The following is a 17,560-nucleotide window of genomic DNA, read 5'->3' on the forward strand; positions in this document are numbered from 1 at the left end:
CATGTGGGGCGCCCGGTGTCGCGAATAAAAACGACAGGACTTAACCATGAAACTAGTTCGAATTTGTTGCGCGTTACTCGCCTCGGCCAGTATTAACGCCTGTGCCACCACAAGTCAGCAGCCGGGCAGTGTCTCCGCCGCGGCCCTAGCACCTTTAAGCAAAAATCAATACCTGTTATTAGATAATACCGGCACCCTGAACTGGTACGCTGCCGATGCCAGCCCTAAGCCTCTTGATATTACTCAGGCTGAGTTGCTGGATGTAATGGCGACCGACAGTGCGGTGTACGCCGCCACGTTTGTGGGCGAGGAGTATCGGCCAACATTGCTGCGGGTAGAGCCAAAAACGCAATCCGTCGCCGTGGCTGCACAAGCCGCCGCACCGGCATTTTTACCCGAAGCGCTATGCCTTGACCAAAACAGTGATGGCCATATCTCGTTGTTTGTGGTGGACGAGCGCGGTGGTGCCGAGCAGTGGTTGATGGCCGATAGTAGCGGTCCGATTAATCCGGTTAAAGTGCGCACTTTGGCGGTCGCCCCCAATGTAACCAGTTGCGCCAGCGATAATTCCGGCAGCTTGTACGCCACCGAAGAGGGTGTGGGTATTTGGCAATACTCGGCCGACCCGGAGTTGCCCGCTGGCCGCCGGGCGGTGGATATGGCTGTACCTTTTGGCGCATTGGCCGGCGCCAGTGAAACCGTCGCCGTGGTGGGTAGCTCGGTATTGGCCGTTAGTGTCGATAGCCAAGAGCTGAGCATTTATACCCAGACAGACGATGGCTTTAAAAGACAGGTGTTGGGCCAGTTTGAAAACCTTGGCGAGCTAGAGGGGCTGCGCGCCTGGTACTCGAGCAGCGATAACAAGCTGCACACGTTAGTGCGCGACGATGACAGTGGTTTAATTCACCGTAACCACTGGGCGTTGCCGCAAGGCTTTGACCGCAAACAGTTGCAACCCATTGCCACAGCGAGCTTGCCGAGTGTTATGCCCACAGTGCAAACCGAGCCTGTAGTGCGATTTGGCGATGCCGCCGATGACCCAGCCATTTGGGTACACCCAACCGAGCCCGCCGCGAGCCGTATTATCGGTACCGATAAAAAGCACGGTCTGTTGTCTTACGATATGAACGGCAAGCAAGTACAGCTGTTGCCGACGGGCCGCTTAAACAATGTAGATTTACGTTATGGTTTTAACTGGGGCGGCAGCGCCGGCGATATCGCCGTCGCCAGTCAGCGTGACCACAACTCGCTATCGGTTTATCACATTGATGCTGCAACCGGAGAGCTCTCTCATCGCGCCGAGATTCCCACCGGCTTAGACGAAATCTACGGCTTGTGTATGTACCAAAACGCCGATGACTTCTACGCGATTGCCAATGGTAAAAGCGGGCGCTTTGAGCAGTACCTACTGGCGGTTAACAATGGCAAGGTAACAGGTAAAAAAGTGCGCGAGTTTAGCGTCGACACGCAACCAGAAGGTTGTGTCGCCGATGACGCGCGAGGCCAGTTGTTTGTCGGTGAAGAAGATGTCGGCATCTGGGCGTTATCGGCCAAAGCCGATGCCGCTGCAAACCTTGAGCCGGTAAAAATGATCGACGCCGAATTGGTCGACGACGTTGAAGGTTTAGCGCTTTATCCTGCCAGCAATAGCCGCTACCTGATTGCCTCCAGCCAGGGGGATAATACTTATCTGGTGCTGGAAAGCCAGGCACCTTACCGCACGCTGGGTAAATTTCGCGTTGCGGCGAACACCGCCGCCGGTATCGACGGCATCTCAGAGACCGATGGTTTAGAGGTAACGCATCGCTCATTGGGCAAGGGCTATGAGCAGGGCGCGTTTATTGCTCAAGACGGCCACAATGTCATGCCCGAGCAGCCACAAAATTTTAAAGCCGTTAGTTGGCAAGCTATCGCCGAGGAGCTGGGCCTTGAGTAAGCGTTTCTCCTTAAAAAATGGCAATAGTTTACAGGCGGATTTAACGGCCCGGGGTGTCGCGGATATCGATGATATTGCGGTGAACCGTTCGGGCAACCAGTCCCTTTGGGAGCTCTCCTGTAGCCGGCGCAAGCTGGCTACCGGTTCCATGACGCTTTGCCTGGCGAGTATCGCCGGGCCTTTTTCGTTAAGTGGGTGTGCCAGTGCAAAACGCGGCAATACTTTTAGCGATACCCTGCGGCCTGACATTGGCTTTACCCCGGTGCCTGCGGCGCTGGGCGATAGTATTGACAGTGTGACCGTGCCCGAGGGCTACACGGCCCGTGCGTTTTACAGTTGGGGCGATGCGGTGCTAGAAGGTGCGCCGCCTTGGCAACAAGACGCCAGCAACAGTGCGGCCGAGCAAACTCTGCAAGCCGGGCAAAACCACGATGGCATGCATTTTTTTCCGTTCCCCGACGCGCCCAATGAGCACGGCTTGTTGGTGGTGAACCACGAGTACAGCAACGATACTCTGCACCCGAGTGGCCCTACGGTTACAACCGCCGCCGACGGCAGCAAACAGCGCCCCGCACAGCAAGTTGCCAAAGAGCAGGCGGCTCACGGCGTTAGCGTCATTGAGATTAAACGCGTTGCCGGGCAGTGGCAGCGGGTGTTTCCCTCACGCTATAACCGCCGTTTAACGGCAAATACTCCGATGGCGCTAAGCGGCCCGGCGGCCGCAGTGGAATCCATGAAAACCGCGCAGGATCCAACCGGAACCCGGGTGCTGGGCACTTTAAATAACTGCTCTATGGGGGTGACTCCGTGGGGAACCTATTTAATTTGTGAAGAAAACTGGAAAAACTATTTTGCCAATCGCGATACCAACGATTGGCAAACCCGGGCGAGTCACCAGCGGTACGGTGTAGCGGTAGGCGCCCACAGTCACAAGTATTATTGGGAGTCAGTTGACCCGCGTTTTGACGCGACCTTTAAGCCCGGCTTACCCTACGGCGGCTTTGTTAACGAGCCCAACCGGTTTGGCTGGGTCGTCGAGTTTGACCCGTTCGATTCAAGCTCAACCCCCGTTAAGCGCACGGCGTTGGGCCGGCTGGTGCGCGAAGGTTGCACCTGCGTGCAAGCGCCCGACGGCAGCCTGGCTTTTTATTCGGGCGACGACACCCGCGGCGAGTATGTTTATAAATTTGTTCCCGATGGCAAGTATGATCCAGGCAACCCCGCGGCTAACCGCCGTTTACTAGACTCTGGCACTGTTTATTGCGCCGTTTATCACGCCGATGGTCGCGGTGAGTGGCGGGCACTGGTGCACGGGCAAAACGGTTTAACGGCGCAGCGCGGTTTTCATACCCAGGCGGACGTGTTGATTAACTTGCGCGGCGCGGCGGATGTGGTGGGGGCGACCCCGATGGATCGGCCCGAGTGGGTCGCTGTGCACCCGCAATCCACCGATGGCTACGTTGCCCTTACCAACAACGACGAGCGCGGCAGTACAGAGCGCCAGGCGGTGGATGCCGCCAACCCCCGCGCCGACAATCACCACGGGCAAATTTTGCGCTGGCGCGAGCACAAGCAACACCCGGCCGCACTAGCGTTTGAGTGGGAGTTGTTTTTGCTGGCTGGCCCGACATTAAGTGCGCCTAACCAAAAAAATGAATTGGCACCGCTGGCCGGTGATCGTTTTTCTTGTCCCGATGGCTTGTGGTTTGATGGCGATGGCCGCTTGTGGATCGGCACCGATTACGACGAGTTGGAGGAGCCCTACCTGGGGCAGGGCATGAATCAGTTGTTGTGCGCCGACCCTGTCACGCGAGAGGTGAAACGGTTTATGACCGGCCCGGTGGGCAGTGAGATAACCGGGTTGACCGGTACACCCGATGGCACCACTTTATGGTTTAACGTGCAACACCCGGGGCTTAGTTACCCCGCCTCGGACGGTAAAACCCGGCCGCGCTCGACCACCGTGGTCGTCACCAAAAACGATGGTGGCGTTATCGGCACGTAGCAGGCAGCTTAAGCGCTTTTAATAAAGCGCTTAAGCAATACCGGTAACAGCGTTAAGTCAGTGATTAAGGCAATTACCATCGCCAAGCTGGTGAGTAAGCCAAACTGTACGCTGGGTACAAAATCAGAAAACACCAACAATAAAAAGCCCAGCGTGATAATGGTGGTGGTGTACAGCAGCGCGTAGCCGACACTCAGATGGCTGCGCTCGAGCGCGTGGGCGCCATCGCCCTCGGCCAGTTCTTCGCGGTAGCGGTGGATGTAGTGAATCGTGTCATCCACCGCAATGCCCATGGCAATTGAGGCGATCGTGATTGTCATTAAGTCCAGCGGTATCGCCATCCAGCCCATAAAGCCCAGCACCGCTACCGTGGTAAGTACGTTGGGTGTAATGCCAATTAAGGCAATTTTAAACGAGCGAAACAGCACCCAAAACGCCAGCAGCAACAGCACATAGACAATGCCCAGTGCCAAAATCTGTGAGCGAAACAGTTTGTCTAAAATATTTTGGTACAGCACAAATAAATCGGTCAGTAGGTAGCGGTCTTCGGGGATTTCGAGCTTTTCCATATCAGCGCGAATGCCGGCCAGTAAATCGGCGCGGTTGAGCCCCTCGGTGGTGTCCTGAATACGGGTACTGATACGTACCTGACGCTCGTCCGCGTTAAAATACGAGCCGAGCAAGTCGTTTTTTAAGCTCTCGTCCATGCTCCAGTAAACCGCGTTAAGCTCGTACTCGGTCAGCGGCTTGCCATCGTTAATCTGTTGCGCCAGCTCGGTAAAATTAACCACCGATAGCGTGTCTCCCACGCCCTTGTGGTTTTCGAGCGCCGCTTGCATTAACTGCATGGTCTGAATGTCACGGGCGGTAAACTCTAAATCGGTATCGCCGGACTTTTCCGGCAGGGTGTAAATCAATTGCAGTGGCGTCGACCCGCCAAACTCTTGGTCGATAAAGCTTAACTCTTGATGGACTTTAGTCGAGTCACGAAAATAATTGATAAAGCTGTTTTCGACGCTTAAAAAGAACAAGCCGGACCCGCCCAAAATTAACACGATTAAACTTGCCACCACCGGCCAGCGTGGGTGTTTTTGAATCCAGTTGGCGTTGGCTGTTAGCAGCTTGCTGGCCCAGCGAGATTTTTTGCCGGCCTGCTCGCGTTTTAATAGCGCCAGAATCGAGGGGAACAGTAATAAGCTCACGGCAATGGATAGTGTCATGGCGATAATCATCATCCAGCCAAAGCTAATAACCGGCTGGATGTCGGTAAAAACCAACGAGGCAAAACCAATGGAGGTGGTAATGCCGGCGTAAAAACACGGCTGGACTTTGCGGGCAAAGGTCTCAATGATTAGCTGGCTTTGAGCCCAATCCGGGTTGGCGTTGCTGTATTCGCGGTATTGCACAATTAAGTGCACCACAATCGCTAGCGTGAGAATGAGCTGTAAGGCAATAAAGTTGGAGGAGATAACCGTCGCCTTAAGCCCCAGTAAGCCGAACAGGCCCACGGTGCACACCACACTGCTGATACAGCACAGCACCGGAATCGCCACCCAGCGCACTTTGCCAAATACAATAAAAAGTACCAGGCAGATCATGGCCGCAATGGCGCCGCCAAAAATGGTTAAGTCACTTTTAATGATGTTAATTAGCTGATAGCCCAGCACGTGGGCGCCGCCCAGATACAGGTTGGCATCGGCTTCAAACGGTTTTATCAGTTCGCGAATATGCGCAATCTCGCTGTTGCGCTGGCGGGTGAGCTCGCGGGTTAGGGGTTCGGCCTCAGCCTGTAATTGCTCGAGCTGCTGCGTGTCTTGCTCGTTTAGCTCGCCATTTAATGCCCGCTCTTGCAGGGCGGTAATCTTGCTGTCGATCTTGGTTAGCGTGGCGTTGGGCTTAAAGAGTACCTGCAGCGCGGTAGCCGTTTGTGGTTGGTTGATCACCAAGTCTTCGTAAATGGGGTGATCTTTAAACAGCTTTTTTAGCTCATCAGTACTAAAGTTGCTTTGCTCGATGGTCCATTTTTGCGTGGCGTTGTCGGCGCTTAGGCCGCCATCGGCTAGGCTTAACAAGGGTACGTTAAGTATCGAGCGCACCGAGTCTACCCGCTCCATTTGGCTCAGTTGTTTACTGAGAGAGCCAATGTCCTTAAAGGTGCGTTGGCTTAACACTTCATGGTTTTTGGGTTTGTAGGCAATCAGCAAAAACTCTTGAGGCGAGAAGCGCTCGTTAATGACCTGCGTTTGCAAATAGAGTTTGTTGCCTTTGGTCAGTAGGGTGTCAGCCGAGGCATCTATTTTAAAGTTTAGCGCCTGATAGCCAAGCGCCGCCGTGATAATAAAGAATACCAACAGCACCAGTTTATGGCGCTCGACTAAAAACCGCGCGATGCGCTTATTCATAATCGGCGTCCCTCATGATGCTTTGCAAATACAGGTTGCGGAACAGAATGTAGGGGTCGTCGCTTTTGTCGTACAACGTTTTATAGCGTTCGGCATCACTGGCGTAATCTTGTAAGTAGTCTACGGAGCGCACCGCAAAACGCTCGGGTTCATCCAGTAAATAGTTAATGGGGTTTAAAAAGTAATCGGTAATGGCCGAGGCGCCGTCGCGTAAATCCGAAGGCCCCAGCAGCGGTAATACAATGTACATGCCGTAGTCGGCGCCCCATGCCATCAGGGTGTCATCAAAGTGCGCTTCGGCGCGCTCCAGGCCAAACCATGCCTCGGCCGGATCAAACAGCCCGGCAACCCCCAGGGTAGAGTTGATAAGAAAGCGGGCCAGGTTGCGACAGGCGAGCTTGCCCTCGAGCTGTAAGGCATTGTTCACGACGTAAATAGGGGATTTTAAATTGTAGAAAAAGTTGGTCACGCTGTTGCGCACCGGCAGCGGTAATACTTTTACATAACCATTGGCCAACGGTATAAGTACATAGCGATAAGAGAAGTCGTTAAAGGCAAATATTGCCCGGTTTACGCTTATCAGCGGGTCGTTGTAGTCGGTGTAAGACACCACCGTTGGGCGTACATCGGGAATCCCCTCCGGCGCTTCGATAACCTTGCCGCCGTCGTCGGCCTCGCGGGTTAAGCCCGAGCCACCTTGCTCTGGCGTTTGCTCGCTGGGGGCGCTTTCGTAGGGGACGTAAGTGCGGCCGATGTCATTCGCCGGTTGCGGCTGGCTGGAGCAACCGGTAACAAGGGCGAGCAATAGCATCGAGCTCAGCCATAGCGGCCAGCGTGTTTGGTGGCTAGGTCGGGCGGGCGGTCTCATCGTGCTCATAAGGTGTCTCGCGCAAGTAAGGTTCGGGTCACAGTTTTTATTGTTGCTGCTGTACGGTCGGTGCATGGGCCAAAGCTCAGTGCTCGCCTAAGCATAGCAAGCCTTATGCCATAGGGTAGAGTGTGACATGACAGGGGGACTGTGGCGCAATCGGCGAGAGGGCGCAACCATTGCTGGCGCGAAATACATTTTGTTGTAAATTCTACGATGCGCGCGCGGCGGGGCAGAGTGGCGCAATGGACCGACAAAAAAGGCGGCCGTAGCCGCCTAAGAGGGAGTCTGGAACCAATAGGCTTTAGTGCGCCTGAGCAAGTCCGTTGGGCTCGGCCGGGTTGAGGATACGAATCTCCACCCGGCGCTCTAGCGCGTAGGTCTCGGTGTCGCCGGGGGTTGCTTTAGTGGTGCTGGCGCCGTGAGCGTTGAGTTGTACTCGCTGGGGGCTGACCCCGGCGGCCACCAGCGCTTCGAGTACGGTGCGTGCGCGATACTGCGACAGGACATTGTTGTACTCATCCGTGCCCCGGGGGTCGGCGTAGCCGTCCAGTTGTACTGACAGTTCGGGGTTTTCGACTAAAAATTTCGCCAGAGTATTAAGCGCGCTGCTGTTTTGCGGGCTAAGCTGATCCTCGCCGGTTTTAAACATCACTTGCAGCTCCAGCTGATCGAGCGTGATGGTCTCAAAATTATCGATGGTGCTGTGTGCGGCATGCAGTTGGCGGGTCATGTCGTTAAGCTCCACCTGCGAGGCCTGCCATTTTTTTTCCAGCGCCGCCGCCTCGGCGTTGTTCTCCATTTGCTCACTGACATAAATGGTGCCAACGAATGCCGCGACCAGGCCTGCCGGGCCGCCAATCAGTGCTCCGGCCAATAGGCCGCCGGTGGCGACGCCAGCTTGCTTGGTCTCAAGGCTCACAGCGTGGCTGTCAATCGAGGCTACTGCGGTGGTGGCGACGATGGCGCTGGCGAGAAGTGCTTTTTTCATAGTGCTGCTCCTGATGGTGGGGTATGGTTTTGCTTCAGGTGCTATTACACAAAACAAAGTAGGCGAGCCTGTGCTGCAATTAAGGCAACCTGGCGCTCAATTGTGATGAAATATGACGTTGCTGGCTGGCGTTATGATGAATATTGTTTAGGCTTGCCAGCGCCGCTTGCGCACAAAGATTGTTGCGCCGGCATCTTGATATTGCCCGCCGCGCCCTTATTAAATAACCACGAAAGCTTTGTGGGCTTTATGTTTAGTGCCGCGCCTGTGCTGGGCCCGGTATGGCAACGCGAGGAATGATCAATGCGAATAGATCGCTTAACAAATCAATTGCAACTGGCTCTGTCGGACGCTCAGTCGCTGGCTGTCGGGCGGGATCACAGCCAGCTGGAGCCAGTGCACTTGCTGTTGGCCTTGCTCGATCAGCAGGGTAGTACAGTGCAACCGTTATTGTCCCAGGCGGGCTTTGATGTAAAGGGCCTGCGTAATGAGCTGAATAAAACCCTCGATCGTCAGGCTCGGGTGCAAGACCCTTCGGGCGATGTGCGTATGTCACCCGAGCTGGGCCGGCTGTTAAATTTGGCCGACCGCTACGCGCAAAAAGCCGGCGACAAGTTTGTCTCTAGCGAGTCGTTGCTGCTGGCAACCATGAAGGACAAAGACTCCGAGTTAGGTAAACAGCTGGCGCAGTTTGGTAACACCGAGCGCTTGGCGCAAGCGGTAGAGGCGGTGCGCGGTGGCGAGACGGTGGATGACGCCGACGCCGAGGGCAACCGCCAGGCGCTGGATAAATACACCTTGGATTTAACCGCGCGCGCCGAGGCGGGCAAGCTTGACCCGGTGATTGGCCGGGACGATGAGATTCGCCGCACCATTCAGGTATTGCAACGGCGCACCAAAAACAACCCGGTATTGATTGGCGAGCCCGGTGTGGGTAAAACGGCTATCGTCGAGGGGCTGGCCCAGCGCATCGTTAATGGTGAGGTGCCCGAGGGGCTTAAAAACAAGCGTTTGCTGTCGCTCGATTTAGGCGCGCTGTTGGCCGGTGCCAAGTTTCGCGGTGATTTTGAAGAGCGTTTAAAGGCTGTAATGAATGAGCTGGGGAAGCAAGAGGGCCGGGTGATTCTGTTTATCGACGAGTTGCACACCATGGTGGGTGCCGGTAAAGCCGAGGGCTCGATGGATGCCGGCAATATGCTCAAGCCTGCGCTCGCCCGTGGCGAGCTGCACTGTGTGGGCGCCACTACGCTGGATGAATACCGCAAATTTATCGAGAAAGACGCCGCGCTCGAGCGTCGCTTTCAGAAGGTATTGGTGGATGAACCCTCCGAGGCCGACACGATTGCCATACTGCGTGGTCTTAAAGAGCGCTATGAGGTTCACCACGGTGTCGATATCACCGACTCGGCGATTATTGCCGCGGCCAAGCTATCTCAGCGTTACATCACCGACCGGCAGCTACCCGATAAAGCCATTGATTTGATCGACGAGGCCGCCAGCCGTATACGCATGGAGATTGACTCCAAGCCGGAAGAGATGGATCGCCTGGAGCGACGCTTGATCCAACTTAAAATCGAGCGCGAAGCGGTTAAAAAAGACGAGGATGAGGCCAGCCGTAAACGTTTGGCGAAACTCGAAGCTGATATTGATGAGCTGGAGCGCCACTACGCTGAGCTAGAAGAAATTTGGCGCAGCGAGAAGGCCGCGCTGCATGGCTCACAAGAAATTAAAAGCAACTTAGAGCAGGCGCGCCTGGATTTAGAAACCGCCCGTCGCGCAGGTGATTTAGGGCGGATGTCCGAGCTGCAGTACGGCATTATCCCCGAGCTGGAAAAACAACTGGATATGGCCAGCCAGGTCGACATGATGGAGATGACCCTGCTGCGCAACCGCGTCGGCGATGAAGAAATTGCCGAGGTCGTCAGCAAGTGGACCGGTATCCCCGTGAGCAAAATGCTCGAGGGCGAGCGCGAAAAACTGCTAAAAATGGAGCAGGCGCTGCACCAACGGGTGATCGGTCAGGATGAAGCCGTAGTGGCTGTGTCCAACGCCGTGCGCCGCTCGCGGGCCGGGCTGTCCGATGCCAACCGGCCCAACGGCTCGTTTTTGTTTTTAGGGCCTACCGGTGTGGGTAAAACCGAGCTGTGTAAAGCGTTGGCTACCTTTTTGTTTGATACCGAAGATGCCTTAGTCCGCATCGATATGTCGGAGTTTATGGAGAAGCACTCGGTGGCCCGCTTAATTGGTGCCCCTCCTGGCTACGTAGGTTATGAAGAGGGTGGCTATCTGACCGAGGCAGTGCGGCGTAAGCCTTACTCGGTATTGCTGCTCGACGAGATCGAAAAAGCGCACCCGGATGTGTTTAATATTTTGCTGCAAGTGCTGGACGATGGCCGCTTAACCGATGGTCAGGGGCGCACGGTCGATTTTCGCAATACCGTGGTGGTGATGACCTCCAACTTAGGCTCCGATCGCATTCAGGATCTGGCCGAAGATAAATCCTTCGATACCGTCTCGTTTGATGCTACCGGCCAGTTGGCCGACTCGGTGGACAACGAAAACCGTTACGCCGCGATGAAGGCCGCCGTTATGGAGGTGGTGGGGCAGCACTTTCGGCCCGAGTTTATCAACCGCGTGGATGAGGCGGTGGTCTTCCACCCACTGGGGAAAGCGCAAATACGTGGCATTGCCGATATTCAGGTAGGGCTGCTGGCTAAGCGCCTGGCCGATAAAGACATGTCTTTGGGTTTAAGCGACGGCGTGATGGATCGGCTGGCCGAGGCGGGGTTTGACCCTGTGTACGGTGCGCGTCCGCTCAAAAGGGCGATCCAGCAATCGATCGAAAATCCGCTGGCGCAAGAGATATTGGCGGGTAAGTTTGCGCCGGGAGATGTGATACAGGCGGAGCTTGCCGGCGATACTATTGTGTTCTCGGCGGCTAAGCCTCACTGAGCCTTCTAACGGTTTAAAGCCAGCCACAAAAAAGCCCCGGAAAATCGGGGCTTTTTTGTTTTGTGGGTGGACGCTTGTGCTTAGAGCAAGCTTAGCAGGATTCGTCTACCGCTTCTTGCGCTTGCTCGATACGCTCGGCTTTTTGTTCTTCACTTAAATAGATAAAACTGCCGTCGTCGGTTGGCTCGCGAACCCGTCCGCCGCGGTTTAATATCTCCAGATTACTCTGGGCCACTTTGCAGCGCTCCGGATCTTTATTGGAGTTGTCTTGGGTGGCCGTTTGCTGCTGCTTGGCGGCGGCCTGCTCGTCGTCGCTGGCAAAGTGATCGTAGTTTACCGGCTCGCTATGGCCCGTTTTGGGTTGGATGGCCGTGCTTTCTTTACCGCTGGGTGGCCGGGTACCAAAATGTACAACGCCTTCCTCATCCGTCCATTTATAAAACGTATCGGCAATTACCTGAGTGCTGCCAAATGCACCGACCAGTGCCAGCACGCCCAGTGCGCGACCGAAGATTTTGTACATAATGCCACCTTAAAGTACGTTGTTATCCCGCCCACTATAACGCTTATTGCCGGTTGGCGGAAAACTCCGTGTCGCAAAAATGTGACTGAGTCGGTCGCCTGCGAGGTTTTTTGCCCGCCAAACCGGTATAAGAGGTGCCTTAATACTTGACAAAAATGGTCAAGTTGGGAAAATAGCCAGTTCGCTAGATGGCCCGTAAGCTCTGCCGACAACCTCGGTGTTTCACGCTACGCCCAGCAGGTCACCCGCTTGTTGAACCATCCGCACCGCGTAGGCGCATCCACCGATGCCGCCTGCCCAAGAAACCGCCATCGCTACAAGCGCGTAACTTGGGGAATCTACTATCTATTTATCGCTCTGCTATCCTGACGCGGCCTTTCTGCCGTGGTCTTTGGTATAGTGGGCGCATTCTGTTGAGACCAGCTGTTTTAAAAGGGGATACAACGTGGAAATGCTATCAGGCGGCGATATGCTCATTCGCTCGCTGCGGGACGAAGGGGTGAAGTACCTGTTCGGTTACCCGGGCGGCGCAGCACTGCATATTTACGACGCCATTTTCCGGCAACAAGACGTTCAGCACATCTTAGTGCGCCACGAACAAGCCGCGACACACGCGGCCGACGCATATTCGCGCGCCACCGGCGAAGTGGGCACCGTACTGGTGACCTCGGGCCCTGGCGCGACTAACGCCATCACCGGTATTGCTACCGCCTATATGGATTCGATCCCGATGGTGGTGATTTCCGGTCAGGTCATGAGCCACCTGATTGGCGAAGACGCCTTCCAGGAAACCGATATGGTCGGTATCTCGCGCCCGATCGTAAAGCACAGCTTTATGATTAAGCACCCGAGCGAAATTCCCGAGGTGGTTAAAAAAGCCTATTACATCGCCCGCACTGGCCGCCCCGGCCCGGTGGTTATCGATGTGCCCAAAGACTTGACCAGCCCGTTTGAGACCTTCCCCTACGAGTATCCCGAGAAGGTCAAAATTCGCTCTTACACGCCGGCCACTCGCGGCCACGCGGGGCAAATTAAAAAAGCCGCGCAATTGTTGCTTGAGGCTCGTCGCCCGGTGATTTATGCCGGCGGTGGCGTGGTGCAGGGCAATGGCTCAGAGCTGCTCACCGACCTGGCAAAAAAGCTGAATTACCCGGTGACTAACACCTTGATGGGCCTGGGCGCCTACCCGGGTAGCGATAAGCAGTTTCTGGGTATGCTGGGTATGCACGGCACCTACGAGGCCAATATGGCCATGCATCATGCCGACGTGATTTTTGCCGTGGGCGCGCGCTTTGACGATCGCGTGACCAACGCCGTTAAGCAGTTTTGCCCTAACGCCAAAATCATTCACGTGGATGTCGACCCGGCGTCTATCTCGAAAACCGTGACCGCCGATATCCCGATTGTGGGCTCGGTTGAGAGCGTGTTAAGCGAAATGCTGGCACTGATTTTAGAGGGTGATGACAAGCCCGATGAAGGCGCGATTGCCTCTTGGTGGACGCAGATCAATGAGTGGCGCGAGCGTCACGGCTTGTACACCGCCCCGCGTTACGACAACAGCGGCGAAAAAATCATGCCGCAAGACGTCATCAAAACCTTGCACGAAGTCACCGGCGGCGATGCTTACGTTACCTCGGATGTTGGTCAGCACCAGATGTTTACGGCGCAGTACTATCTGTTTGATAAACCGCGCCGTTGGATCAACTCCGGCGGCCTGGGCACCATGGGCTTTGGCTTGCCGGCGGCCATGGGCGCGCAAATGGCCGATCGCGATGCGGTGGTGGCCTGTGTCACCGGCGAGGGCAGTATCCAAATGTGTATTCAGGAGCTCTCTACCTGTACCCAGTACCACTTGCCGATCAAGATTATTTGCCTGAATAACCAGGCGTTGGGCATGGTGCGCCAATGGCAGGACATGCAGTACTCCAGTCGTTATTCCGAGAGCCTGTACGAGGACTCGTTGCCGGACTTTGTTAAGTTGGCCGAATCTTATGGCCACGTGGGTATCCGCGTGACCAAAAAAGAAGAGCTTAAGGCAAAAATGGAAGAGTGCTTTGCCATGAAAGACCGCGTGGTCTTTATGGATATCTCGGTAGACACCTCTGAGCATGTATACCCCATGCAGGTAGCCGGTGCGGCCATGCGCGATATGTGGTTAAGCAAGACGGAGCGTACATAACATGAGACGAATTATTTCTGTACTGATGGAAAACGCCCCCGGCTCGCTCTCGCGCGTGGTGGGCTTGTTTTCCCAGCGTGGCTACAACATCGAGTCGCTCACGGTAGCGCCTACGGAAGACGAAACCCTGTCGCGGTTGACGCTTACCACCGTGGGTGACGATCATAAAATTGAGCAGATCACCAAGCATCTGAACAAGTTGATTGATGTGGTTAAGCTGGTGGATTTGACCGAGGGCGCCCATATCGAGCGCGAAGTCATGCTGATCAAGGTGAAAGCCGCCGGCGCCCAGCGCGCCGAGATCAAGCGCTGCGTCGATATCTTTCGCGGTCAAATCGTCGATGTAACCGCGAGCTTGTATATCATCCAGATCACCGGCACGAGCGACAAGCTCGACGCCTTCTTGCAATCGGTGGGTGACGCCTCGATCCTCGAGGTGGTGCGCTCCGGCGTCTCGGGCATTGCCCGTGGTGAAAAAGTTCTTAGCTTGTAACGTTTGCGCCGGCGAACTTTGAGTTCGCCGGCGTTGCCTCCCCCTTTTAACTGTTTATCTGCGCCCACAGTGCCGCCACAATCGGGCTCTTCAATCGTTTCTCTAGCACGCAAATCCCTGTTTCAAAGGGGCCCATGTCGGGCTGATCGGGCAGTCGTTTTACCCGTTGTTGTAGCGGGCTATTGTCCAGCACAATCTGCGGCACTAGGCCAACTCCAAACCCCAGGCTCACCATACTCACAATGGCTTCATTGCCCTTCACCTCGGCGTAAATATTGGGGGTGAGATTCTCTTTTTGGCACCAGGCGTTAAAGCGCTCGCGGGCCAGTCCATCCTCTGAAATAATCATCGGTAAATCGCGCCACTGGCTGAGTTTGCCGCCCAGATGCGTTTGGTCAACCGGGCCGATAAACACCAGTGGCGAGTGGGCAATGGGTTTAAAATCGAGCCCCGCCGGCAGGCGCTCGGGTCGAGTGGCGATGGCCACATCCTCCAGCCCCCGGGTGATACGCTCGATCGCCTGAGCTGGATCGCCGGTATGCAGTTTGATATTGATGCCCGGATGACGGGGGCGAAACTCCGTAAGAATCTCGTATAAAAAGCTATAGCTAGCGGTTACTGAACAGTACAAACTGAGTTGCCCACGTAACTCTTTGGCGCCAGCGAGTAAAGATTCCTGAAAGGTTTCCCACTGCTGTAATGTTTCCCGGGCAAACTGCAAAAATTGCTGTCCCTGATCGGTCAGTGCCACCGAGCGGTTATCACGTAGCACTAACTCTGTACCCAGCTCTTCTTCCAGCTGCTTTAGGTTGCGGCTGATGGTGGAGGGGCTGACATGGCAGCTATTGGCGGCGCGGCCAAAGTGGCCAGCCGCGGCGAGTGCGGTAAACAGCTTGAGCTTATGTATATCCATAGCGGGCCTTTGTTGCGAGTTGTGCAATATAAGGTTGCGAATATATCATTTTACGTAACGCCGTGCATTGACTAAACTGCATGGGATTTTTCTACTCACCTATTTCTACAGGAGTCTGCTATGCAGGTTTATTACGATAAAGACTGTGATCTGTCGATCATCCAAGGTAAAAAAGTTGCCATCATCGGTTACGGTTCTCAGGGCCACGCTCATGCGTGTAACCTGAATGACTCTGGCGTTAATGTAACCGTTGGTCTGCGTAAAGACTCTTCCTCTGTTGCTAAAGCAGAAGCTCACGGCTTAAAAGTAAGCGAAGTGGCCGAAGCCGTTGCCGGCGCTGAAGTGGTTATGTTGCTGACTCCCGATGAGTTTCAGGCGCAGTTATACAAAGAAGAGATCGAGCCAAACCTAAAAGAGGGCGCCACTTTGGCCTTCGCCCACGGTTTTGCCATCCACTACAACCAAATCGTGCCGCGTAAAGACCTGGACGTGATCATGGTTGCCCCTAAAGCACCTGGCCACACTGTGCGCACCGAGTTCACCAAAGGCGGCGGCATCCCCGATCTAATCGCTATCTTCCAGGATGCGTCTGGCAAAGCCAAAGACGTTGCGCTCTCTTACGCCTCAGGCGTGGGCGGTGGTCGCACCGGTATCATCGAAACTACCTTTAAAGACGAAACCGAAACTGACCTGTTTGGCGAGCAAGCGGTTCTGTGTGGCGGCGCCGTTGAGCTGGTTAAAATGGGCTTTGAAACCCTCACCGAAGCGGGCTACGCGCCGGAGATGGCTTACTTCGAGTGTCTGCACGAGCTGAAGTTGATTGTTGACCTGATGTACGAAGGCGGCATCGCCAACATGAACTACTCGATCTCTAACAACGCTGAGTACGGCGAGTACGTAACCGGTCCTGAGGTGATCAACGAAGAGTCTCGCGCGGCTATGCGTAACGCTCTCAAGCGCATTCAAAATGGCGAATACGCCAAGATGTTTGTTGCAGAAGGTGCGCACAACTATCCTTCAATGACCGCTAACCGTCGCAATAACGCGGCGCACCCAATCGAGCAAGTGGGTGAGAAGCTGCGCGCCATGATGCCTTGGATTCAGGCTAACAAGATCGTCGACAAGTCTAAAAACTAAGTCGCGCTCTGCTATACCGGAAGCTTTGCTTCTGACCGCAAACCCCTGCCTTGCGCAGGGGTTTGTCGTTTATGTGTTACGCTAATGTTTTGAATCGGCGAGATGAGACTGTATGAGCCAAGATCCGCAAAAGCACCTTGACGAGCAAGACGACGATAGCCTGCTGCCGTTTGATGAACATGTCGAGGAAGTTCAGGAGGGCGATAAAAAAGTACGCCACCGCGGCGTTTACTTGTTGCCCAACTTATTTACCACTGCTGCACTGTTTAGTGGCTTTTACGCCATTATTTCGGCTATGCATGGCCGCTTCGAGGTGGCCGCTGTTGCCATTCTGGTGGCGATGGTATTCGACGGCCTGGACGGGCGTGTCGCCCGGCTGACTAACACCTCCAGCGCTTTTGGCGAGCAGTACGATAGCCTGGCCGACATGGTCTCGTTTGGCGTGGCCCCCGCTCTGGTGGTCTTTAATTGGGGGTTAGCCGATTTTGGTAAAGTCGGCTGGGCCGCAGCCTTTGCGTTTACCGCTTGCGCTGCGTTGCGTCTGGCTCGGTTTAATACCCAGATCGGTACCGTTGATAAAAGCCAGTTCGTCGGGTTGGCCAGCCCGTCTGCGGCGGCGCTGATCGCCTCGATGGTTTGGGTGGGGCACGACGTTGATGTCGAGTGGGGCATCGCTACGGCGGCTACGCTGATTACCATTTTGGCGGCGCTGTTAATGGTGTCCAATGTGCGCTACACCAGCTTTAAAGGTATCGACTTTCGCGGTCGGGTGCCTTTTGTGGCGATGCTGGTGGTGGTGCTGGTGTTTGTGGTTATCACGATTGACCCGGCCCGCGTACTATTGGCGATGGCTGCGTGCTACGCATTCTCCGGCCCGGCCTGTTGGCTGTGGAAGCGCAAGAGCGTTCTTTTTAAGCGCCGCAGTGCCGAAGCTTCCGGCACGCCGGTTGAGGCCGGTGATGCCGATGCGAGCGATAACCCCGAGCCCAGAAGCTAGGGCCGCCCGGCACTACATCCGGCAAGCTTAGTAAAGGCGGCGCTAGCCGCCTTTTTTGTGCCTGTAGTTTGGGTATTTGTGTGGTCGGTTTTTGCCCGATTTAGCCGGTGTTAAAGAAAGTGTAAAAATAATGTGATTTGGGGCTTGTGCGATTCGGATTGGTG

Annotated in this window: 12 protein-coding genes; 7 read left to right on the top strand and 5 right to left on the bottom strand. The window is 55.2% G+C overall.

Annotation, left to right across the window (positions count from 1 at the left end; translation table 11 throughout):
* The first annotated feature begins 46 nt into the window (after positions 1–46).
* Complete coding sequence (locus tag AAC019_RS09125; RefSeq protein ID WP_339898449.1) at positions 47–1,936, top strand: phytase; 1,890 nt, start codon at positions 47–49, stop codon at positions 1,934–1,936.
* Entirely contained in the window at positions 1,929–3,941 is a 2,013-nt protein-coding gene (locus tag AAC019_RS09130) for a PhoX family phosphatase (protein ID WP_339898450.1), read from the top strand. The genes AAC019_RS09125 and AAC019_RS09130 overlap by 8 nt, the downstream gene beginning before the upstream one ends.
* Positions 3,942–3,949: 8 nt before the next feature.
* On the opposite strand, the gene AAC019_RS09135 is transcribed toward AAC019_RS09130, so the two are convergent.
* From AAC019_RS09135 to AAC019_RS09145, 3 genes are all read right to left on the bottom strand, one after another.
* Complete coding sequence (locus AAC019_RS09135; protein WP_339898451.1) at positions 3,950–6,343, bottom strand: efflux RND transporter permease subunit; 2,394 nt, start codon at positions 6,341–6,343, stop codon at positions 3,950–3,952.
* Positions 6,336–7,220, bottom strand: coding sequence for a VacJ family lipoprotein (locus AAC019_RS09140; protein WP_339898452.1), 885 nt, complete (start codon positions 7,218–7,220; stop codon positions 6,336–6,338). The genes AAC019_RS09135 and AAC019_RS09140 overlap by 8 nt, the downstream gene beginning before the upstream one ends.
* A 295-nt stretch (positions 7,221–7,515) precedes the next feature.
* A complete protein-coding gene (locus AAC019_RS09145; RefSeq protein WP_339898454.1) occupies positions 7,516–8,202 on the bottom strand; it encodes an OmpA family protein in 687 nt (228 codons plus the stop codon).
* A gap of 303 nt (positions 8,203–8,505) precedes the next feature.
* Between AAC019_RS09145 and clpB the strand changes: the two genes are divergently transcribed.
* The gene (gene clpB / locus AAC019_RS09150; RefSeq protein ID WP_339898455.1) at positions 8,506–11,154 is read left to right on the top strand and encodes an ATP-dependent chaperone ClpB; all 2,649 of its coding nucleotides are present in this window, start codon (positions 8,506–8,508) and stop codon (positions 11,152–11,154) included.
* 91 nt (positions 11,155–11,245) lie between these two features.
* Here clpB and AAC019_RS09155 read toward each other — a convergent pair whose 3' ends face one another.
* Positions 11,246–11,677 (bottom strand): DUF4124 domain-containing protein, encoded by a 432-nt coding sequence (locus AAC019_RS09155; protein ID WP_339898456.1) that lies wholly within the window; start codon positions 11,675–11,677, stop codon positions 11,246–11,248.
* A gap of 445 nt (positions 11,678–12,122) precedes the next feature.
* Between AAC019_RS09155 and AAC019_RS09160 the strand changes: the two genes are divergently transcribed.
* Entirely contained in the window at positions 12,123–13,856 is a 1,734-nt protein-coding gene (locus AAC019_RS09160; RefSeq protein ID WP_339898457.1) for an acetolactate synthase 3 large subunit, read from the top strand.
* A 1-nt stretch (position 13,857) separates the two neighbouring features.
* Positions 13,858–14,349 carry an acetolactate synthase small subunit gene (ilvN, locus tag AAC019_RS09165; protein WP_041522423.1) on the top strand — a complete coding sequence of 164 codons (492 nt, stop codon included), beginning with the start codon at positions 13,858–13,860 and terminating at the stop codon, positions 14,347–14,349.
* 46 nt (positions 14,350–14,395) lie between these two features.
* On the opposite strand, the gene ilvY is transcribed toward ilvN, so the two are convergent.
* Positions 14,396–15,262: an HTH-type transcriptional activator IlvY gene (gene ilvY / locus AAC019_RS09170; RefSeq protein WP_339898458.1), complete on the bottom strand. Its 867-nt coding sequence runs from the start codon at positions 15,260–15,262 to the stop codon at positions 14,396–14,398.
* 120 nt (positions 15,263–15,382) lie between these two features.
* Between ilvY and ilvC the strand changes: the two genes are divergently transcribed.
* Together ilvC and pssA are read left to right on the top strand one after the other, a co-directional pair.
* A complete protein-coding gene (gene ilvC / locus AAC019_RS09175; RefSeq protein ID WP_339898459.1) occupies positions 15,383–16,399 on the top strand; it encodes a ketol-acid reductoisomerase in 1,017 nt (338 codons plus the stop codon).
* Positions 16,400–16,511: 112 nt separating this feature from the next.
* Positions 16,512–17,396, top strand: a complete 885-nt coding sequence (gene pssA, locus AAC019_RS09180) for a CDP-diacylglycerol--serine O-phosphatidyltransferase (RefSeq protein ID WP_339898461.1) — start codon at positions 16,512–16,514, stop codon at positions 17,394–17,396.
* Positions 17,397–17,560: the final 164 nt, after the last annotated feature.

The organism is uncultured Gilvimarinus sp. (assembly GCF_963975215.1).
GTDB lineage: Bacteria > Pseudomonadota > Gammaproteobacteria > Pseudomonadales > Cellvibrionaceae > Gilvimarinus.

Bases quoted from the DNA above. Each gene is read 5' to 3' on its own strand.
- clpB (WP_339898455.1), top strand. From the start codon at position 8,506: ATGCGAATAGATCGCTTAACAAATCAATTGCAACTGGCTCTGTCGGAC.
- AAC019_RS09140 (WP_339898452.1), bottom strand. From the start codon at position 7,220: ATGAGCACGATGAGACCGCCCGCCCGACCTAGCCACCAAACACGCTGG.
- AAC019_RS09125 (WP_339898449.1), top strand. From the start codon at position 47: ATGAAACTAGTTCGAATTTGTTGCGCGTTACTCGCCTCGGCCAGTATT.
- AAC019_RS09145 (WP_339898454.1), bottom strand. From the start codon at position 8,202: ATGAAAAAAGCACTTCTCGCCAGCGCCATCGTCGCCACCACCGCAGTA.
- AAC019_RS09135 (WP_339898451.1), bottom strand. From the start codon at position 6,343: ATGAATAAGCGCATCGCGCGGTTTTTAGTCGAGCGCCATAAACTGGTG.
- ilvN (WP_041522423.1), top strand. From the start codon at position 13,858: ATGAGACGAATTATTTCTGTACTGATGGAAAACGCCCCCGGCTCGCTC.
- ilvY (WP_339898458.1), bottom strand. From the start codon at position 15,262: ATGGATATACATAAGCTCAAGCTGTTTACCGCACTCGCCGCGGCTGGC.
- AAC019_RS09155 (WP_339898456.1), bottom strand. From the start codon at position 11,677: ATGTACAAAATCTTCGGTCGCGCACTGGGCGTGCTGGCACTGGTCGGT.
- ilvC (WP_339898459.1), top strand. From the start codon at position 15,383: ATGCAGGTTTATTACGATAAAGACTGTGATCTGTCGATCATCCAAGGT.
- pssA (WP_339898461.1), top strand. From the start codon at position 16,512: ATGAGCCAAGATCCGCAAAAGCACCTTGACGAGCAAGACGACGATAGC.